17 protein-coding genes are annotated in these 18,386 nt (G+C 71.0%); 4 read left to right on the plus strand and 13 right to left on the minus strand.

Annotated elements, in window-relative coordinates; all coding sequences use genetic code 11:
- Positions 1–87: 87 nt before the first annotated feature.
- The gene (locus BIU97_RS05070) at positions 88–1,926 is read left to right on the plus strand and encodes a hypothetical protein (protein WP_071253771.1); all 1,839 of its coding nucleotides are present in this window, start codon (positions 88–90) and stop codon (positions 1,924–1,926) included.
- An 88-nt stretch (positions 1,927–2,014) separates the two neighbouring features.
- Here BIU97_RS05070 and BIU97_RS05075 read toward each other — a convergent pair whose 3' ends face one another.
- From BIU97_RS05075 to BIU97_RS05120, 10 genes are all read right to left on the minus strand, one after another.
- A complete protein-coding gene (locus tag BIU97_RS05075) occupies positions 2,015–2,761 on the minus strand; it encodes an alpha/beta hydrolase (protein ID WP_139195903.1) in 747 nt (248 codons plus the stop codon).
- Entirely contained in the window at positions 2,758–3,060 is a 303-nt protein-coding gene (locus BIU97_RS05080; protein ID WP_071253773.1) for a hypothetical protein, read from the minus strand. The genes BIU97_RS05075 and BIU97_RS05080 overlap by 4 nt, the downstream gene beginning before the upstream one ends.
- Positions 3,061–3,072: 12 nt before the next feature.
- Positions 3,073–4,059 carry a hypothetical protein gene (locus BIU97_RS05085; RefSeq protein WP_254782905.1) on the minus strand — a complete coding sequence of 329 codons (987 nt, stop codon included), beginning with the start codon at positions 4,057–4,059 and terminating at the stop codon, positions 3,073–3,075.
- Positions 4,060–4,128: 69 nt separating this feature from the next.
- A complete protein-coding gene (locus BIU97_RS05090) occupies positions 4,129–4,677 on the minus strand; it encodes a DivIVA domain-containing protein (RefSeq protein ID WP_071253916.1) in 549 nt (182 codons plus the stop codon).
- Positions 4,678–4,774: 97 nt separating this feature from the next.
- A complete protein-coding gene (locus tag BIU97_RS05095) occupies positions 4,775–5,785 on the minus strand; it encodes a phosphatidate cytidylyltransferase (protein WP_254782907.1) in 1,011 nt (336 codons plus the stop codon).
- Positions 5,785–6,339 (minus strand): ribosome recycling factor, encoded by a 555-nt coding sequence (frr, locus tag BIU97_RS05100; RefSeq protein ID WP_071253775.1) that lies wholly within the window; start codon positions 6,337–6,339, stop codon positions 5,785–5,787. Before frr ends, BIU97_RS05095 begins: the two co-directional genes overlap by 1 nt.
- Before the next feature lie 47 nt (positions 6,340–6,386).
- The gene (gene pyrH / locus BIU97_RS05105) at positions 6,387–7,106 is read right to left on the minus strand and encodes a UMP kinase (RefSeq protein ID WP_071253777.1); all 720 of its coding nucleotides are present in this window, start codon (positions 7,104–7,106) and stop codon (positions 6,387–6,389) included.
- Positions 7,107–7,259: 153 nt separating this feature from the next.
- Positions 7,260–8,087: a translation elongation factor Ts gene (tsf, locus tag BIU97_RS05110; RefSeq protein WP_071253780.1), complete on the minus strand. Its 828-nt coding sequence runs from the start codon at positions 8,085–8,087 to the stop codon at positions 7,260–7,262.
- An 83-nt stretch (positions 8,088–8,170) separates the two neighbouring features.
- A complete protein-coding gene (gene rpsB, locus BIU97_RS05115; protein WP_071253783.1) occupies positions 8,171–9,088 on the minus strand; it encodes a 30S ribosomal protein S2 in 918 nt (305 codons plus the stop codon).
- A gap of 334 nt (positions 9,089–9,422) precedes the next feature.
- Entirely contained in the window at positions 9,423–10,865 is a 1,443-nt protein-coding gene (locus BIU97_RS05120; protein WP_071253785.1) for a sugar porter family MFS transporter, read from the minus strand.
- Positions 10,866–11,333: 468 nt separating this feature from the next.
- Here BIU97_RS05120 and BIU97_RS17145 point away from each other — a divergent pair, with 468 nt between their 5' ends.
- Complete coding sequence (locus BIU97_RS17145) at positions 11,334–11,915, plus strand: M23 family metallopeptidase (RefSeq protein WP_175472138.1); 582 nt, start codon at positions 11,334–11,336, stop codon at positions 11,913–11,915.
- Between the two features lie 125 nt (positions 11,916–12,040).
- Here BIU97_RS17145 and BIU97_RS05130 read toward each other — a convergent pair whose 3' ends face one another.
- Genes BIU97_RS05130 through BIU97_RS05140 form a run of 3 tightly spaced genes read right to left on the minus strand, consistent with a single transcriptional unit; the run spans position 12,041 to position 14,905 of the window.
- Positions 12,041–13,012 (minus strand): tyrosine recombinase XerC, encoded by a 972-nt coding sequence (locus tag BIU97_RS05130; protein ID WP_071253787.1) that lies wholly within the window; start codon positions 13,010–13,012, stop codon positions 12,041–12,043.
- Between the two features lie 25 nt (positions 13,013–13,037).
- On the minus strand, positions 13,038–14,282 hold the full coding sequence (dprA, locus tag BIU97_RS05135; RefSeq protein ID WP_175472139.1) for a DNA-processing protein DprA: 1,245 nt from the start codon (positions 14,280–14,282) through the stop codon (positions 13,038–13,040).
- Positions 14,279–14,905 (minus strand): ATP-binding protein, encoded by a 627-nt coding sequence (locus BIU97_RS05140; RefSeq protein ID WP_254782909.1) that lies wholly within the window; start codon positions 14,903–14,905, stop codon positions 14,279–14,281. The genes dprA and BIU97_RS05140 overlap by 4 nt, the downstream gene beginning before the upstream one ends.
- A 481-nt stretch (positions 14,906–15,386) precedes the next feature.
- Here BIU97_RS05140 and BIU97_RS05145 point away from each other — a divergent pair, with 481 nt between their 5' ends.
- On the plus strand, positions 15,387–15,878 hold the full coding sequence (locus tag BIU97_RS05145; protein ID WP_139195905.1) for a hypothetical protein: 492 nt from the start codon (positions 15,387–15,389) through the stop codon (positions 15,876–15,878).
- A 577-nt stretch (positions 15,879–16,455) separates the two neighbouring features.
- Positions 16,456–17,586, plus strand: a complete 1,131-nt coding sequence (locus BIU97_RS05150) for a phage major capsid protein (RefSeq protein WP_071297180.1) — start codon at positions 16,456–16,458, stop codon at positions 17,584–17,586.
- The last annotated feature ends 800 nt before the right edge of the window (positions 17,587–18,386 follow it).

Genomic DNA, 18,386 nt, shown 5'->3' on the forward strand with positions numbered 1-18,386 from the left:
CGTCGGTCACAGAAGCGGCCCGCCGGGCACCATTACAATCGGTGCGCGGCCCGGACCGGGCCCTCCGCCGAGCACCAGGAGCGACACGTGGCGAACGACGAGGCCGAGTTCGGGACCGAGCTGCGCGGGTACCGCCGCGACGAGGTCGACCGTTCCCTGAACGACCTGCGTCGCGAGCTCATCAAGTCGAACACCGACCGGGCCGACGCCGCGAAGGAGATCCGGCTGCTGCAGTCGCGCGTCTCCGAGCTCCAGGGCGAGCTCGACGAGGCCGGCACCCCGACCTACAGCGGACTCGGCACCCGCCTCGAGTCGACGCTGCGCGTGGCCGAGGAGCAGTCCACCCGCCTCATCAGCCAGGCCGACATCGACGCCCAGCGTCTCCGCGCCTCGAGCCGCGCCGACGCCGAGCGCACCCTGCGCGAGGCCCGCGACGAGGCGTCCGACACCCTCGAGGACGCCCGCACCCGCGCGACCAACGAACTGACCCGCGCCCGCGCCGAGGCCGCCGACACCGTCGAGCGTGCCCGCGCCGAGTCCGGGCTGCTCACCCAGGACGCCCGCAACGAGGCCGCCGCCATCCGCGGCGCCGCCCTGACCGAGGCAGCCGAGGTCCGCTCGGTCGCGATCCGCGAGACGAACGCCCTCCGCGCCCAGGTCGAGCACGAGGTCGCCGAGCTGCGCGAGGCCGCACAGCGCGCCTCCGCCGACGCCCGCACCGCGGCGGCGGACCTCGACCGCGAGACCGAGCACCGCCGCTCGGTGTTCGAGGCCGACCACACGCGCCGCACCGAGGACCTCGACCGCGAGGAGACCACACGTCGACAGGCCCTCGAGCGCGAGGTCGCCGAGGGGCGCGCAGCGTGGCACCGTGAGCGCGACGAGGAGCAGCAGGCGCACGCGCTGGCGCTCGAGTCCGGCCGCGCCGAGCTCGACGCCGAGGTCGCCCGTCGCCGTGACGAGCTCGACAGCGAGTTCGCGGACCGCCGCCGGGTGCTCGACGAGGACCTCGCCGCCGCCCGCGCCGAGTGGGACCGCGAACTCGCCGCCGCCCGCACGGCCCTCGAGCAGGAGGTCGGCGCGGCCCACGCGCAGCTCCGCGTCGACGAGGAGCAGACCCGCGTCGAGAACGCACGGCTCGTGCAGGAGACCGCCGAGCGCATCGCCCGCGAACTCGAGGAGCACCAGGACCGCGTCGCCCGGGAGCGCGCCGAGGCCGACGCCGCCGCCGAGCGCGCCGTCCGCGAGCACGAGGACACCCTCGCCGCGCGCCGCGAGCGCGAGCACGCCGAGGTCGACACCGAGATCGCGGACCGTCGGACGAACGAGCTCGGCACCCTGGAGGCCGAGCGCACCGCACTGCGCCAGGAGATCGACACGGCCCGCGCCGACCTCGCGAAGGAGCGCGACGAGGCACGTGCCGAGATCGCCCGCGAACGTGACGAGGCCCGGACGACGCTCGAGTCCGAGCTCGCGTCACGTCGGGACGACGCCGAGCAGGACTACCTGCAGAAGCACCACGAGACGGTCACCGAGACGCAGAAGTACCTCGACGAGGCGAACCTGCAGCTCGCCGAGGCCACCCGCCGCGCGACCGAGGCCCGCGAGCGTGCCGAGCGTCTGCAGCAGGAGGCCGACGACCTCGAGCGCACCAGCACCGCCGAGGCGCAGGAGCACGCGCGCACGATCGTCGCCGACGCGCAGGACCGCGTGCACCGCATGGTCGCGGACGCCGAGGAGCGCACGGCAGGCGTCGTCGCCGAGGCCGAGGACCGCCTGGCGGCCATCCGGACGGAGCGCGACGCGGTGGCCGGCTACCTCGAGAACCTGCGCGGCGTCCTCACGCACGCCACCGGGCTGCTCGGCGCGGCGCCCGCCGTGGACACCACGGACGCGGACGACGCGACGGACGCCACCGACCACTGACGCAGGCCTGCCCGGAGGCCCGCCCCGCGCCTCCGGGTCGGCCTGCGCCGTGCAGGGGGCGGGTCGCAGGGTCCGCCGGCCGCGTCCGTCAGACCGGCCAGTGCGTCGACAGCGGTGCGCTGCCCGGCACGACGAGGTCGGCGATCGCGTCGAGGACGATCCGGACGTACCGCTCCCCCACCCACAGGTGCTTCGCACCCTCGACGGGCACCACCCGGACGTTCGGCGCGAGCGCGAACCGCTCGACCGCCTCGGCCGGCCGCAGGAAGTCGTCGTGCTCCGGGACGAGCGCGACCACGGGCACCCGGACGGCCGCCCACCGGGCGAGCTCCTCGTCGGTGGTGCGGTGCAGCGGCGGTGACAGGAGCACCAGCCCGGCGACCCGGCCGGCCTCGACGTGTTCGAGCGCGTGCTTCAGCGCGACCTCGGTCCCGAAGGACCAGCCGACCAGCCACGGCGTCGGCAGGCCCCGGTCGGTGACCTCGGCGACGGCGGCGCGCAGGTCGAAGCCCTCGGACACGCCGTCGCCGAAGGTGCCCTCGGACGTGCCGCGCGGTGACGTGACGGAGCGGAAGTTGAAGCGCAGCACGGCGATGTCCGCCAGGGCGGGCAGCCGGGCCGCCGCCTTCTTCAGGACGTGGGAGTCCATGAAACCGTGCGCGGTCGGCAACGGGTGCAGGGTGACGATCGTGCCCCGAGCCGGGTGCTCCGCCGGTTCGGCGAGCTCACCGACCAGGACGAGGTGGTCGTCGGTGACGAGCTCGACGTCGGTGCGCCGCGCGGGCAGTTCCGTCGCGGACCGGATCTCGGTGTCGGGCGTCGGCTCCGGGGTCACGCGATGCTCCAACAGTGGTTGTGCCAGTGCCGGCGCGACGCGAGGTCGGCCGCGTCCCCGAGCACGCCGTCCGTGCGCCAGACCACCACGTGCGCGGTCCCGGGCAGGACCGCGCCGCCGCAGCCCGGGCAGACGTACTCCTTCTGCGCCGAGGCGACCGAGATCGGCTGCACCTGGTACTCCCGCCCACGGCGGACCTCGGTGCGCTTCCACCCCGCCATCAGCCGGTCGAGGCCCGGCGTCTCGTCAGGCTCGACGTCGCGACCGCGGGGACGCCGCGGCCGGTTGCTGCGCGGCACCCGAACTGCCGATCAGTACCAGTTGACGGCCTGGCTGTGACCCCAGGCAGCACACGGGGTGCCGTAGACACCCGCGATGTAGTTGAGGCCCCACGTGATCTGCGTCGCGGGGTTCGTCTGCCAGTCGGCACCAGCCGTGGCCATCTTGCTGCCGGGCAGTGCCTGCGGGATGCCGTACGCGCCGCTCGGGTTGTAGGCGTTGACCCGCCAGCCCGACTCCTTGTTCCACAGGGAGACGAGGCAGTTGTACTGGTCGGTGCCCCAGCCGCGGGCGGTGACCTGCGCGAGGGCGATCTCCTGCGCGCTGCCCGGGTCTGGCGCGGCGGCCACGGCGGCCAGCGTGTTGCTGGCGGACACCGGCTCGTCGGTGGCGGTCGCGTCGTCGGCACCGTCGGTGGCGACGTCGTCGGCGTCCGCGGTCTCGTCGACCTTCGGCGCCTTCTTGACCTTCGGCGCGGGCACGGTGACCTCGTAGCCGTCGCGGTCGGCGACCGTCAGGTCGGCACCGCCGGCGGTGAACTGCTGGGGCTTCGTCGGGGTCTTCACGAGCACCGGGGTGTCGACCGCGGCCTGGGCCACGTCGGCCTGCAGCGGGTTGAAGAGCGAGCCGCCGACGAACAGGAACACACCGAAGAACGAGATGGCGGGCACGCGAGCGCGCTTCCGGGCGAAGGTGTTGACCGAGGCGGTCGCCGTGGGCCTGACACCGGCCGTCGACCGTGCGGTCGGACGCTGCCGCACGGGCGCGGTCGCCACGACGCGGGGGGTCTCGTGCGCGAAGGCCGAGACGTTCTCGTCGGAGACCCGGTTCGCCGCGACGGACTTCGGGGTGGCGACGGGCGCGGTCACGGCCGGCAGCACCGGTGGGTCCGCTCGGAGCACCGAGGCGTCCGCGTTGCGGGTTCGGTTCAGTGCCGCGCGGCGCTCACCCGAGGCCTGGAGGCCGAGGTGCTCGCGGGGATCGCGGTCGGAGCTGTGGTCTGCCGTGTGCCTGCCCATGAGTAGGTCCAGGGTAACGGAACGATCACGGAAAACGAAGCACCGATCCCCAGCGCGTCGCGAGCGGGATCAGCGGACCGCGAGCATGACCTCGACGACGGCGTCGAGGACCGCGTCGACCTGGGCTTCGCGGTAGCCGCCGTGCTTCGGTCGGAACACGACGGAGCGGACCTCGGTGAGGCTGAGGGCCTTGCCCTCGCGGAAGTACCCGGCGAGGCGTTCGGCGAACGCGTCGACGTCCTTCGGGTGGTACCCGGTGCCGAGGAAGCTCACCCGGTGGAACCGCTGCCCGTCCGGCCGTTCGAGTCGCGCCACGACGTCGGACGCCTTGGTCCGGGCCTCGGCGTACCAGGCCTTCTGTCCGACCTCGGTGATCTCGCGCTCGCGCTCACGTGCGGCGAAGGCGTCCTCGAGGCGCTCGAGCGCGGCGTCGACGTGCGACGTCGAGTAGCCGCCCTTCCGCATCGAGAAGGCCGTCGCGCGGATCTTCGCGGCCTCGATCCCGGGGGCGCTGTCGTCGGCGGAGTACGCACGACGGGCGTCCTCGAGGAACCGCTCGACCTCGTCGACGTCGTAACCGAGTGCGGACCGGGCTGCGGTCGGGAAGGTGGTTGCCACGGCGACATTCTGCCAGTCCGTCACCGTGGCACAACCTGGACGCGCTGAGGACGACGCCGTGACGGTGCCGCCGGCGACGATCAGCGGCCGACGACGATCAGTGGTTGACGATGAGGTACAGCACGTACCCGACGGCTGCGGACGGCAGGATGCTGTCGATCCGGTCGAGCAGTCCCCCGTGCCCGGGCAGGAACGACGAGATGTCCTTGATGCCGAGGTCGCGCTTGATCATCGACTCGGTCAGGTCGCCGAGCGTGGCCGACCCGGAGATGAGCACACCGAGCACCACACCGGTCCACCAGGGCAGGCCGAGCATGAGCCAGCTCACGAGGATGCCGACGACGATGCTCGCCGCGACGGAGCCGGCGAAGCCCTCCCAGGTCTTCTTCGGGCTGATCCGCGGCGCCATCGGGTGCTTGCCGAGGTTGAGCCCGGTCGCGTACGCCCCGGTGTCCACGGCGACGACGACCAGGATGAACCCGATCACCCAGAGGTTGCCCTGCGGCTGCGCGGAGAGCAGCACCACGCAGGCGCCGAGCAGCGAGATGTACGCCTGCACGAACAAGCCGTTCGTGAGGTCGCGGAAGACGTTGCCGGCGGAGGGCTTCTGCCGCGCCACCGCGACCTCGACCAGCCGCCAGAGGCTGATGAGGACGATGCCGCCGAGCAACGTGAACAGCGCGGCGACCTGTCCGTACAGGAACGACGCCGGCACGATCGCGATCGCGACCGCGACGCTCGGGATCCGCGGCACGTCGCGACCGGCGAACCGCATCGCGCTCGTCAGCTCGTAGACGCCCACGCCGAGCAGGAACGCCGCCACGACCATGAACGACGGCGTCCAGAGGAGCAGCGAGCCGAGCATGACCACGGCGAACGCGAGCGCGATGCCGATCGCCGCCGGCAGGTTGCGCCCGGTCCGCGCCGTCAGTGCTTCGTTGCGCGCGCCGAGGTCGGCCCGGCGTTGCCGGAGCTGCGCCTCGAAGTCGGTGCGCGCCGCTCGGGCACGCGCATCGAAGTCCTGGCGCAGCCCCTTCTTCGCGGACCCGGTGTCGACGGGTCCGTGCGGTTCTGTGGGGCGGTCACCGCCCGGTTGCGGGCGGCGCATCAGACCTCGAGGAGTTCGGCTTCCTTCTTCTTCAGCGAGTCGTCGATCTGGTCGACGTGCTTCTTCGTCAGGGCCTCGAGGTCCTTGTCGCCGCGGGCGATCTCGTCGTCCGAGATCTCGCCCTTCAGCGCGTCGAGGTCGTCCTTGGCGCGGCGGCGGATGTTGCGGATGACGACCTTGTGGTCCTCACCCTTGCCGCGCACGAGCTTGACGAACTCCTTGCGGCGGTCCTGCGTGAGCTCCGGGATCGTCACGCGGACGATCTCGCCGTCGTTCGACGGGCTCGCGCCGAGGTTCGGGAACGTCGCGATGGCACGCTCGATCTCCTTGAGCGCCGACTTGTCGTACGGCGTCACGATGAGCGTGCGGGCCTCGGGGGTCTGCAGCGAGGCGAGCTGCGCGAGCGGCGTCGGGGTGCCGTAGTACTCGACGGGGATCTTCTGGAAGAGCGCGGCGTTGATCCGGCCGGTTCGGACGGTGGAGAAGTCGTCCTTGGCGACCTCGACCGCCTTCGCCATCTTCTCGGTGGCTTCGGTCAGGACATCACTGATCACGGTGTTACTCCTTCGGTACTGGCGTCGAGTCTAGTCAGCGCGGCAGGTCAGTTGCTGACCACGGTGCCGATGCGCTCGCCCCGGATGGCGGCCTGGACGTTGCCCTCGCCCTCCATGCCGAAGACGTGCATCGGCATGCCGTTGTCCATGCAGAGCGAGAACGCGGTCGCGTCGACCACCTTGAGGCCCTTGAGCAGGGCGTCCTGGTACGTCACGTGGTGCAGCTTCTCGGCCGTGGCGTCCTTCTTCGGGTCGGCGGTGTAGACCCCGTCGACGCCGTTCTTCGCGACGAGGACCTCGTCCGCCTTGATCTCGAGCGCACGCTGCGCCGCGACCGTGTCGGTGGAGAAGTAGGGCAGCCCGGCGCCGGCGCCGAAGATGACGACGCGGCCCTTCTCGAGGTGCCGCTCGGCGCGTCGCGGGATGTACGACTCGGCGACCTGGGTCATCGAGATGGCGGACTGCACGCGGGTCGCGGCACCGGCCTGCTCGAGGAAGTCCTGCAGCGCGAGCGCGTTCATCACCGTGCCGAGCATGCCCATGTAGTCGGCGCGGCCGCGGTCCATGCCGCGCTGCGAGAGCTCCGCGCCGCGGAAGAAGTTGCCCCCGCCGACGACGATCGCGATCTCGACGTCCTGTGCCGCCACGGCGATCTCCCGGGCGATCGAGCCGATCACGTCGGGGTTCACGCCGAGGGACCCGGCACCGAAGGCCTCTCCCGAGAGCTTCAGCAGGACCCGGCGTCGTCCGGTCTTCTCGTCGGTCATCTGGTCGCACCCTTCGTCGATGTCTCGTGGGAATCTACCCGGCCGCAGCCGGTCCGGCGGACGCACGTCGTGCCTCCAGGCCGGGTCCGCGCGCACGAGCGCGCGAAAACGGGGTCAGGAACCAACCTGGTTCCTGACCCCGTCACGGGTTCGTTACGCGCCGACCTTGACGCGGGCGAAGCCCTGGATCGTGATGCCGGCGTTCTCGGCGGCCTTCGCGACGGAGATCTTGTTGTCCTTCGCGTAGTCCTGGTCGAGGAGCGCGACCTGCTTGATGAAGGCGTTGACACGACCCTCGACGATCTTCGGCAGGGCGGCCTCCGGCTTGCCCTCCTCGCGCGTGATCGCCTCGACGGTCGCGCGCTCCTTCTCGATCGCGTCGGCCGGGACGTCCTCGCGCGTCAGGTACGACGGGTTCGCGAACGCGACGTGCTGGGCGATCGAGCGCGCCTCGGCGGCGTTGTCGCCCTCGTAGGCGATGACGACGGCGATCTGCGGCGGCAGGTCCTGGCTGGTCTTGTGCAGGTAGATCTCGAAGGCCGAGCCCTCGACACGGCGGACCGTGCGGACCTCGAGCTTCTCGCCCAGCGCGGCGGCGGCCTCGTTGACGACCTCGAGGACGGTCTTGCCGTCCAGCGGGGCGGCGTTCGCGGCGGCGACGTCGGCGGCACCGGCGGCCGAGACGGCCCCGAGCACCTTGTCGGCCAGCGTCGTGAACTTCTCGTTCTTCGCGACGAAGTCGGTCTCGCTCGCGAGCTCGACGACCGTGGCGGCGCCGTTCTCGCTCGAGGCGACGACGACACCCTCGGAGGTGGCGCGGTCGTCGCGCTTGGCGACGGCCTTCGCACCCTTGATGCGGAGCAGCTCGACGGCCTTGTCGTAGTCGCCGTCAGCCTCGACGAGGGCGTTCTTGGCGTCCATCATGCCGGCGCCGAGGTCCTCGCGGAGCTTCTTCACGTCAGCAGCGGTGAAGTTTGCCATTGACTGGAGTCCTTTCTGGACTGTGAGTGTGTGGAGAGTGGAGACGGGGCGCCGGACCCGGTCGGGTCCGGCGCCCCGGCAGCTCACTCGGCGGGGGTGGTCTCCGCAGCAGCCTCGGCCTCGGCCGTCGGCTCCGCGTTCTTCGCGTCGTCGGCGATCGGCTCGCCGATCTCCTTCGCTGCGACCTGCGCGTCGGCGTCGTTCTCTTCGACGGGGGCGGCGGGCGCCTCGGTCGTGGCGGCGGCCTCGCCACCGAGGAGCTCCTGCTCCCACTCGGCGAGGGGCTCGGAGGCCTCGTCCTCGTCGCCACCGTTGTGGCGGGTCTTCAGGCCCTCGGCCGCGGCGTCGGCGACGATGCGGGTCAGCAGACCGACGGAGCGGATCGCGTCGTCGTTGCCCGGGATCGGGTAGGTGATCTCGTCGGGGTCGCAGTTGGTGTCGAGGATGCCGATGATCGGGATACCGAGCTTCTGCGCCTCGTCGACGGCGAGGTGCTCCTTCTTGGTGTCGACGATCCAGAGCGCGCTCGGGGTCCGCGTGAGGTTGCGGATACCACCGAGGGTCTTGTGGAGCTTGTCCAGCTCGCGCTTCTTGATGAGGAGCTCCTTCTTGGTGAAGCCCTTCGTCGTGTCGTCGAAGTCGATCTCCTCGAGCTCCTTCATGCGCGCGAGGCGCTTGGAGACCGTCTGGAAGTTCGTGAGCAGACCGCCGAGCCAACGCTGGTTGACGTACGGCTGGCCGACGCGGGTCGCCTGCTCGGCGATGGAGCCCTGGGCCTGCTTCTTGGTGCCCACGAAGAGGATCGTGCCACCGTGCGCGACCGTCTCCTTGACGAAGTCGTACGCGCGGTCGATGAAGGCCAGCGACTGCTGCAGGTCGATGATGTGGATGCCCGAGCGCTCGGCGAGGATGAAGCGCTTCACCTTCGGGTTCCACCGACGGGTCTGGTGTCCGAAGTGCACGCCGCTGTCGAGCAGCTGGCGGATGGTGACGACGGCCATGTGCCGTCCTCCTTCTGTCTTCTCGGCGCGCAGCCGTGCTCTCGCACGTCGCTGCGGACCTGTTGCGGTTGTGTCGACCACGACCCTCGGTCGTGGTCCCTGGTGCCCTGGCACGCGACCGCCCGCTCGTGAGAGCGGGACCGATGGTCGGGTGCCGCGCCGGTGACGGCGCTGTGGACACGCGAAGTCAGCGCGCCGGAGCGCACTGCTGAGGAGATGCTAGCAGACGGTGGGCGCACAGGAGGCGCGGTGCAGGTCCGACCTGCACCGCGCCTCCTGAGCGTGGTGACGCTGGTGCGTCAGGGCGTGGCGCCCGCGCTGTGACGCTGGTGCGTCAGGCCTTCGCGGACACGGTGTCGCCCTCGGCGGAGATGCCCATCTCCTCGAGCGAGCGGCCCTTCGTCTCCGGGATCTTCGCGATGACGAAGAACAGCGAGATGAGCGCGAACAGCGCGTAGATGCCGTACGTGACCGTCAGGTTGAAGCTCGAGAGCACCGGGAAGGTGATCGTGACGAGGAAGTTCGCCACCCAGTTCGCGGCCGAGCCGACGCCGAGCGCGGTGGCACGGATGCGGTTCGGGAACATCTCGCCGAGCAGCACCCACATGAGCGGACCCCACGTCGCTCCGAACGACACGACGAACAGGTTCGCGAAGATGAGCGCGATGACGCCCCAGGCACCGGGCAGGTTCGGCTCGCCGTCGACGATCGTCGCCTGCGAGAACGCGATCGCGACCATGAGCAGCGACACGAACATGCCCGAGGACCCGGCGACCAACAGCGGCTTCCGGCCGAGCTTGTCGACCGTGAAGATCGCGATGAAGGTGACCGCGACGTTCACCACCGAGGTGATGGTGGAGATGAGGAAGGACTGGTCCTCCTTGAACCCGACGGCCTGCCAGAGCGTCGTCGAGTAGTAGAAGATCACGTTGATGCCGACGAACTGCTGGAGCACGGCGAGGATGATGCCGACCCAGACGATGGGCTGCAGACCGAAGCGGTTGCCGCGGATCGAGCCCTTCTTCTGCTTCGCTTCCTTCTCGATGCCGTCCTGGATCTCCTCCAGGCTCGTGTTCACCGTGTCGCGCGGCACGATCTTCGTCATGACCTCGCGGGCGTCGTCCGTTCGGCCCTTCGCCAGCAGGTAGCGCGGCGACTCCGGCAACGTGATGGCCAGGATCCCGTAGACCACCGAGGGGACGATGCCGACCAGGAACATCCAGCGCCAGGCCGGCAGCCCGGCGACGACCTCGGACGCGCCGCCAGCCGTGACCGCGAAGAACTGGTCGGAGAGCAGGGCGGCGAAGATGCCGAGCGTGATGGCGAGCTGCTGGAACGAGGCCAGCCGCCCACGGATGGCCTTCGGGGAGACCTCGGAGATGTAGGCCGGCGCGATGACCGACGCGGTCCCGATGCCGAGACCGCCGACGAGACGCCAGATCACGAAGTCCCACGTGGCGAAGGCGAAGCCCGAGCCGATCGACGAGACCAGGAACAGCACGGCGGCCCAGAACATGATGCGCGTGCGGCCGAACCGGTCCGCGAGGCGCCCGGCGAAGAACGCACCGAACGCGCAGCCGATCAGCGCCGAGGCGACCGCGAAGCCGCTGGCGGCCTCGGACAGCCCGAACTCGCCCTTGATCGCGTCGACCGCGCCGTTGATGACGGACGAGTCGAAGCCGAAGAGGAAACCGCCCACCGCTGCTGCGATGGCGAACGCGGTGACCTTCCCCTTGAACGCACGGTCTTCGCCGTGCCCGGTCGCTGTGTTGGACACGATGCTCCTGGGTTCTGCCGCCGTGCGGGGGTTGCTGCACGGTGCCCCGGTGGTCGGCTGGTTCGCCGTCCGAGCGGCGTTGCGTGTTCCGGAGCGGCCCCGACTGTACTCCTCGAGGGGACTCGGGTCACAAACGGGGGGGCTGCGGCGGGCAGGGGCGGGCGGGCGGCGCGGGCGCGGGAGCGGGCGCGGGCTCTGCGACGATGCGCGCGTCGATCGTCGCGTGGTCCGTCGCAGAGTGCGTGGTTGCTGTGCGACATCGTCGACGTCGTGCGACTGCGACCTTGTCGCGTCCGCCGCGTGCGACGGCGCGGCCGGCCACCGCGCGACATGGTCGACGTCGTGCGACCGCGATCGTGTCGCGTGCGCCGGGGCGCTCGGCCTGCACAGGCCGGGAGGCCCGCCCCTCCCTCCACAGGTCGACCAGCCCCACCCGCACAGCCGGTCCGACAGCGCCAGGGTGGCGGCATGGCTTCGTTCCCCGGCTCCGGCACGCCGCTCCCCACACTCCTGACGACCGTGGTGCTCGCCGGGGCGCTCGGCGTCGTCGTGTCGCCGGCGGCTCCCCGCGACGAGCCGACTGCCGTGAGGCCGCGAGTAGCCGCATCACCCGCAGCCGCAGCCGAGCCCGCGCCGTGGGTCTGGCCCACCGGCACCCGCGTCGTCGAACGTGGATGGGAACCGCCGCTGAGCGACTACACCGCGGGTCACCGCGGCATCGACGTCCCGGCAGCGGTCGGCACGACGGCGGTCGCGGTCGACGACGGCACGGTGGCGTTCGCCGGCGCGGTCGGAGGACGGACGGTGGTGACGATCGACCACGGCGACGGGCTGGTGAGCACCCTCGACTCCGTGCAGCCGCTCGTCACCGCCGGGGCCGAGGTCCGCCGGGGGGACGCCGTCGGCCGGGTGTCGGTCGGCCACTGCCCTGCCGCCGCGCCGTGCCTGCACCTCGGCGCGAGGATCGACGGCCGCTACGTCGACCCGACGCCGTACCTGCCGCCGGCTGCGTGGCCGGTGCTCCTGCCGGAGTCGTCGTGGCGAGGGTGACGCTCGACAGCGACGGTGCACTTCGGCGCGCTGCGACGACGCTCGTGCCGTCGTCTCGAAGCCGAGGAGACGAGGAGACGAGGAGACGAGGAGACGAGAGGCCCCGCGGATGCCCGCCTGCGCGCTCACGCCCGGGGATGCGCCGTCCGGTAGACCTCGCGCAACCGCGCCGACGACACATGCGTGTAGATCTGCGTCGTGCCGAGGCTCGCGTGGCCGAGGAGCTCCTGCACCGCCCGCAGGTCCGCTCCCCCGTCGAGCAGGTGCGTGGCGGCGGTGTGCCGGAAGGTGTGCGGGCCGCTCGGCCCCTCGCCGGGCAGGTCCCCGAGCAGCCGCGCCACGACCCGGTAGGCGCTCCGCACCCCGAGTCGTCCGCCGCGGTCACCGAGGAACAGCGCCGTGCTCGGCTGCTCCGCCCGCGACGCCAGCTCCGGGCGGCCACGGGTCGTCCACGCCTCGAGGGCGTCCCGAGCCGGCGTGCCGAACGGGACGACGCGATCCTTGCCGCCCTTGCCGAGCACCCGGACGGTGAGCCGACCACGATCGACGTCCGGCAGGTCGATGCCGACGAGTTCGCTGACGCGGATCGCCGCCGCGTAGAGCAGTTCGACGAGCGCCAGGTCGCGCAGCGCGCCGGGGTCGTCCGTCGACGCCCGGGCACCGAGGCCGTCGAGCAGGCTCCGCACCTGGTCGGCCGACACCACCCGCGGCAGGTGCGCACCACCCTTCGGCGCACGGAGTCGGACGCCGGCGTCCGCCGCGGTCACCCCGGTCTCGCTCGACCACCGGGTGAAGGCCCGGACCGAGGACGATCGCCTGGCGATGGTGGACCGGGCGAGCCCGCGTTGGTCCGCCTCCCACAGCCAGTCGCGGAGCAGTTCGAGGCCCAGGCCGTCGACCCCGTCGACACCCCTGCGCTCGGCGAACGTCGTGAGCTGCTCCAGGTCGTTCGCGTAGGCACGCAGCGTCTGCTCGCTGAGCCCGCGGGCGTGCCGCGCGTGTGCGAGGAACGCGTCGACCGCGTCGACGAGCCGACGCCCTGCATGGTCGGCCCGCTCCGGACGTCCTGTGCCGCGCGATCCCGACTGCTCTGCCACGTCGCCAGGGTACGACCACCGGCCGTCACGCCCGACACCACCCGCCGCTGCGCTGCACCACCAGGCCCTGCAGCTGCGCGAGCGCGAGGGCGTCGGCGGTCTCGCCCATCGACAACCCCGACCGACGCGCGAGCTCGGCCTCGGACAGTGCTCGGCGTCCGAGGGCGTCGAGCACCCGGACCACCTCGGGGTCGCGGTGCACCGACACGAGCGGCTCGTCGGGCACCGCACTCGACACGTGCTCCGCGCCGCCGCGGAGCGCGCTCGTCGGGTCGCCGGGGTGCACGACCAACTGCGCCCGCCCCTGGGCCACGAGCCGGTGGCAACCGACCGACGCCGAGGACGCGAAGGCCCCGGGCACCGCGAACACCGGCCGGCCGAGCTGCCCCGCGTGGTTGGCGGTGTTCAACGCGCCCGATCGTGCGCCCGCTTCGACCACCACCGTCGCGTCGGCCAGTGCGGCGATGAGCCGGTTCCGTGCCAGGAACCGCCACCGCGTCGGCCGGGTCCCCGGTGCCGACTCGGCGAGCAGCGCGCCGTGCCGCACGACCTCCTGCAGGAGCTGGACGTTGCCTGCCGGGTAGAGCTGGTCGATGCCCCCGGCGAGCACCGCGACGGTCGGGGCCCCGGCGGCGATCGCCACACGGTGCGCCACCGCATCGATGCCGTAGGCACCGCCACTCACGATCGTGCACCCGTCGTCGGCTGCCGCCGAGGTGATCTCGGCTGCCGCTTCTGCCCCCGAGACCGTGTTCGCCCGCGACCCGACCACCGCGACGGACGGCTGCGCGTCGAGGGCTTCGACGGCGCTCCGGGTCCAGAGCACGACGGGCGCGTGCGGTCCGAGGTCGTCGAGCGCCGTCGGCCACCCGACACCGTCCGGCACGAGGAGCCGCGCCCCGACCGCCTCGGCCGCCGACAGCACGCTGCCCGGGTCCACGGTGCCGAGTCGTGGTCGCCAGCGCTCGACGGCAGCCCCGAGGACGTCGGCGAACGCGACGGGATCCTCGGCACCGGGAACACCGGCACCGACGCAGGCGTCCACCAGCTCGGAGGGAGCCCCCTCGGCAGCGAGCAGCACCGCTCCGAGCGCCTGCTCCGGCCCGAGCGCGGCCAGCAGTTCCCCGGCGATCGCGTCCCCGGGTTCGACGACGACCGACCACACCAGGCGCGCCGCGGTGGCGACGGTGTCCACGTCCGACACCGCCGGGCCGAGCAGCCGCCCGATGCGCTCGAGCAGTGCGTCGCCGTGACCGACGGCGGCGATCACAGCGCACTCCGCAGTGCGAGTGCGCCCTTGACGTGGTCGGCGGTGGGGCGGTCCGCTTCGTCGATGTCGGCCAGCGTCCACGCCAACCGGACCACGCGGTCCCAGCCGCGCATCGTCAGGGTGCCGAGCTCGAGCGCCCGGTCCAGCTCCTTCGTCGACCCCGGTTCGATCCGACCCGGTGCCCGCAGCCACGCTCCGGTGACCTGCGCGTTGCGGGTCCACCCGGTCCCCCGCAACCGGTGCGCCATCCGGTCGCGCGCCGCCGCGACGACCGCCCGGGCGGCCGCGGTCGTGGGCGTCGGTTCAGCGCCGCGGATCCGGCTCGTCGTCACGCGCGGGACGAGCACGCGGATGTCCATCCGGTCGAGCAACGGCCCGGACATGCGGCCGAGGTAGCGGCGGACGGTCGCCGGGGCGCACTCGCACGGCTGCCCGTGCGCCCCGCCGGCGTTGCCGCACGGGCACGGGTTCGCCGCGAGCACCACCTGGCACCGCGCGGGGAACTCGGCTGCGCCGGCGGCCCGGTGGATCGTGATCCGACCCGACTCGAGCGGCTGCCGCAACGCGTCGAGGACGGCACGTGGGAACTCCGGCGCCTCGTCGAGGAACACCAAAAGTGACACCAAAGCGGAACCATCTAGCCCCGATCCACTCCGGCAGGGCAAGTTCGGGGCAGTTAGGGCAAGTAGGGCAAGCAGTTTCCTATTGTTTGTAATACAACGTCCAAAGTTCCCCCTCGGGCCCGGATGACAGTCACCGCAAGGAAACCGCCAGCCGAGGCACCTTGTCCAAACTTCCCCCGCCCCGGAGTCCTCGGGCCTGGATGCCAGCAACCGCAAGCCTATGAGGTTTCTGGGAGTCTTGTCCAAAGTTCCCCCACGCTCCCTGGGCGCGCTATGATGACACCAGCGCGCCCGCTCAGCACCCGGGCACATCAGACACTCCTGAACCAAGCGAACCCACTCGAACCAACTCTCCCCCGTTCGCCCTCGTTCAGGAGGTACCGCCATGCCCTCGGCATCCCCAGCCCCAGACCTCAACGGCCTGGACCGCATCTTCGACCTGGACCCAGCCGCCTGGTCCCCTCGGTCAGCCGTGTTCCGCGTGGCATACGAGCAAGTCGGCTCGATCACGTCACGTGAGCTCTTCGCGATCCTCCGTGCTCGAGGCTTCCGCGAGGCGAAGCGCAAGGGCGTCAACGGCTTCGTGGGCATCCGGGTCCCCGAGTCCGTCGCGACCCTGCCGGCTCTGGTCCCCGAGCACTCCGCATCCTCGTACCGCCGAGGGGATCGCTCCCCCGAGGCCAAACGCGCCCGCCAGACCCAGGCCCTCGACAAGAAGTGGTCCGCCGAGCTCCGCGACGCCCCCGACCGGTTCGCTGTCGAGGCAAAGGCCGAGTACCTCCGCGAGCGAGCCGAGGCGCCCATCCGATCCGAGATTGCCCGGCTGAAGCGTGAAGCCCGAGACCTCGAACGCATCGTCTCCACGCTCTACGGCGGGACCGAGGCTCCCCCGCTCGACCGAGACGCTCGCAAGCTCCGTGAGACCCGCGACCGCATCAGTGACCTCTACGCCGACCTCCAGCGCATGCGCTGAGCCCCAGCGTTCACACGACCCTCTCGCTCAGCCGATCCTCTCGGCCCTCTCGGCGCAAGCGCCCGATCAAGCCGACTCCCCCGGCCCGCCCCGCTGACCTCCGCGTCAAGCGTCTGACCCGAGTCACCCGAGAGGCTACGAGCGAAACGAGTCGGCGCTTGGGCCTTTCCCGGCTGCTCCCCGGCTCCCACGCAACAACCGCGCAACATCATGGCGGTTTCGGTCACTTCGGGCGCCTCGGTCGCACCCGCCAGACGCTATATGAAATCGGACGAGGGAAACGGGCTCAACGCCCAGACCTCCACGGGGACACGTCCCCGGGCGCAGAACCCGCGCCATAATCATCCTGCGCGCCGACCTGGAGCCCGATCCGCCCCAGCGTCCGCGAGCACCCGGCCGCGTCCCGGCACTCTGAGGGCCCTTTGGAGGGCGAGGGGTTGTCGATCCGGACACCGGCGTCAAGCGAAGGCCAGAGACCTGGGTTGGCCAGGCAACTCCCGTACTTCGTAGACAGCGGCAGGCACTTCACGCGATCGGACGATCGCACTCAAGTGCTACCTGCAAAGGACACCCACTGATGGATCCCATCAAGGAACTCCGCGAGCTGAAGGCTCGTCTCTCCACCATCGTCACCTCGGTCAAGGCCGAGAACCGTGACCTCACCCCCGCCGAGCTCACCACGCTCGAAGAGGGCAACTCCCGCCTCATCCTGCTCAAGGCTGCGGTCGAGCGCGGACAGAAGAACGCTGACGTCCTCGCCCGACTCGGCGACCTCGGCGGCGCAACGTCGACCGAGCTCCCGAAGGGCCTGGACGGCGGTTCCTACACCGTCCACGAGGAGCGCAAGGGCTTCCTGACCCCCGCGTCCCTCAAGGCCACGGCTGCGGCCGCTTCCTCGCGAGGCATCAAGGCTCTCGTGGCGGAAGGCTCGACCGCAACCCCGGTCGCACTGGACACCAAGCCCGTCCCGAAGGGTCAGAGCGGTTTCGGCCTCCTGTCCTTCATCGAGACCCGCGTCCGCGACACCCGGTCGTACTCGCACCTGACCCAGACCGTGCGCCAGTCGAACGCTGACGTGGTCGAGCCGGGCGCCGAGAAGCCCGTGTCCGTGTACACGGTCGCCGAGGTCCAGAACACCCTCGAGGTCATCGCCCACGTCTCCGAGGCGCTGGATAAGTATGTCCTCCTGGATAACTTCGACCTGCAGGCGTTCCTCGAGAACGAGATGAGGAACGGCATCATCCGGAAGGTGACCGCGAAGGCGGTCGCTGACATCCTCGGCACCTCCGGCATCCGCACCCAGTCCTTCTCGGGTTCGGCTGCTGACTCGCTGTACCTCGCGAAGAGCACCCTGGCAGACTTCGGCTACACCGCATCCGTCATCGTCCTGCCCACGGCAACCTACGACAGCATCCGCCTGCTGAAGGATGCCGATGGTCGGTACATCCTCGGAGACTCCGCCTTCTACGGCGACGACTTCGGGCTCTGGGGTGTTCCGACGCTCAAGTCCCCGGACGTTCCGGCCGGTACCGCTCTGGTCCTCGGCCAGGGTGCTGTCAACCTGTCCACGGACAAGCAGGGTATGGAGGTGGCGTGGGACCCGTACACCGGGTTCACGCGCAACCAGGTGACGGCTCGTGTCGAGGCCCGCTTCGCCACCGATGTGGTCTTGCCCGAGGCAGTCGTGAAGGTCTCGACCGCGGCCTGACCGCCTCACAGCTTAGGCAGCTGAGCTCATCAGCTGACCAGCCTGGTCAGGTGTCGAAGCCTGACCGGGCACTCGCTCGGTCTTGGTCCGCCGAGCCCCGGTGGTCGGGATTCTCCTTCTGGTCCTGACCACCACACAAGCCCGACTGCAACGTCTTGGAAGGCCGGTTGCAGTCGGGTTCTCCCCCCTGTCTCCGGCGTGGTGTTGCTCCGCTGGTTTTCTCGGTGTCGCTGGCGTCGAGCTCTGCGTCGGAGACAGACCCGGGGTAGGGGGCCCTGAATCCTGTGGACCGACGCCACCAGGACGAACTCCCGGCTATGAACTGTGTGTGTGCGAGCCCACCACCCCATCACGTGTGTGCGCGCACGCCCGCGCGTGAGCCTTATTTAGCGCTGACCCTCTGGAGGGCTGATGTACTACCCATCCTCAAAGTCGTGCTCAACATGCCACGAGGTCAAGAGCATCGACCAGTTCCCGTTTGACGCTGGCGCTCTCGATGGCCACGGCCACCGATGCAAGCCGTGTCACAACCGCCTCAACCGCGAGTACCGACAGACCCCCGAGGGCCGGCGGGCCCGCGCCGACTCCATGCGGAAGTGGCGTGAGGCCAACAAGGCCCGCAACCTCGCTGCCCGGAGTTCCACCGGAGCGGCTTGAATCACCCCATTTCACGACATATTAGATCATGTCGTCAACATCTTGACCCTCGTCCCAAGCCTGCCAGCTCCGCGACGAGGTATCTGAACCAGCCCCCGTGGGCACCTCGTCTCTGGCAGGCGCGAGGTGCCTGCGGGGGCTTT

The organism is Curtobacterium sp. MCBA15_009 (genome assembly GCF_001864895.1).
Lineage (GTDB): Bacteria > Actinomycetota > Actinomycetes > Actinomycetales > Microbacteriaceae > Curtobacterium.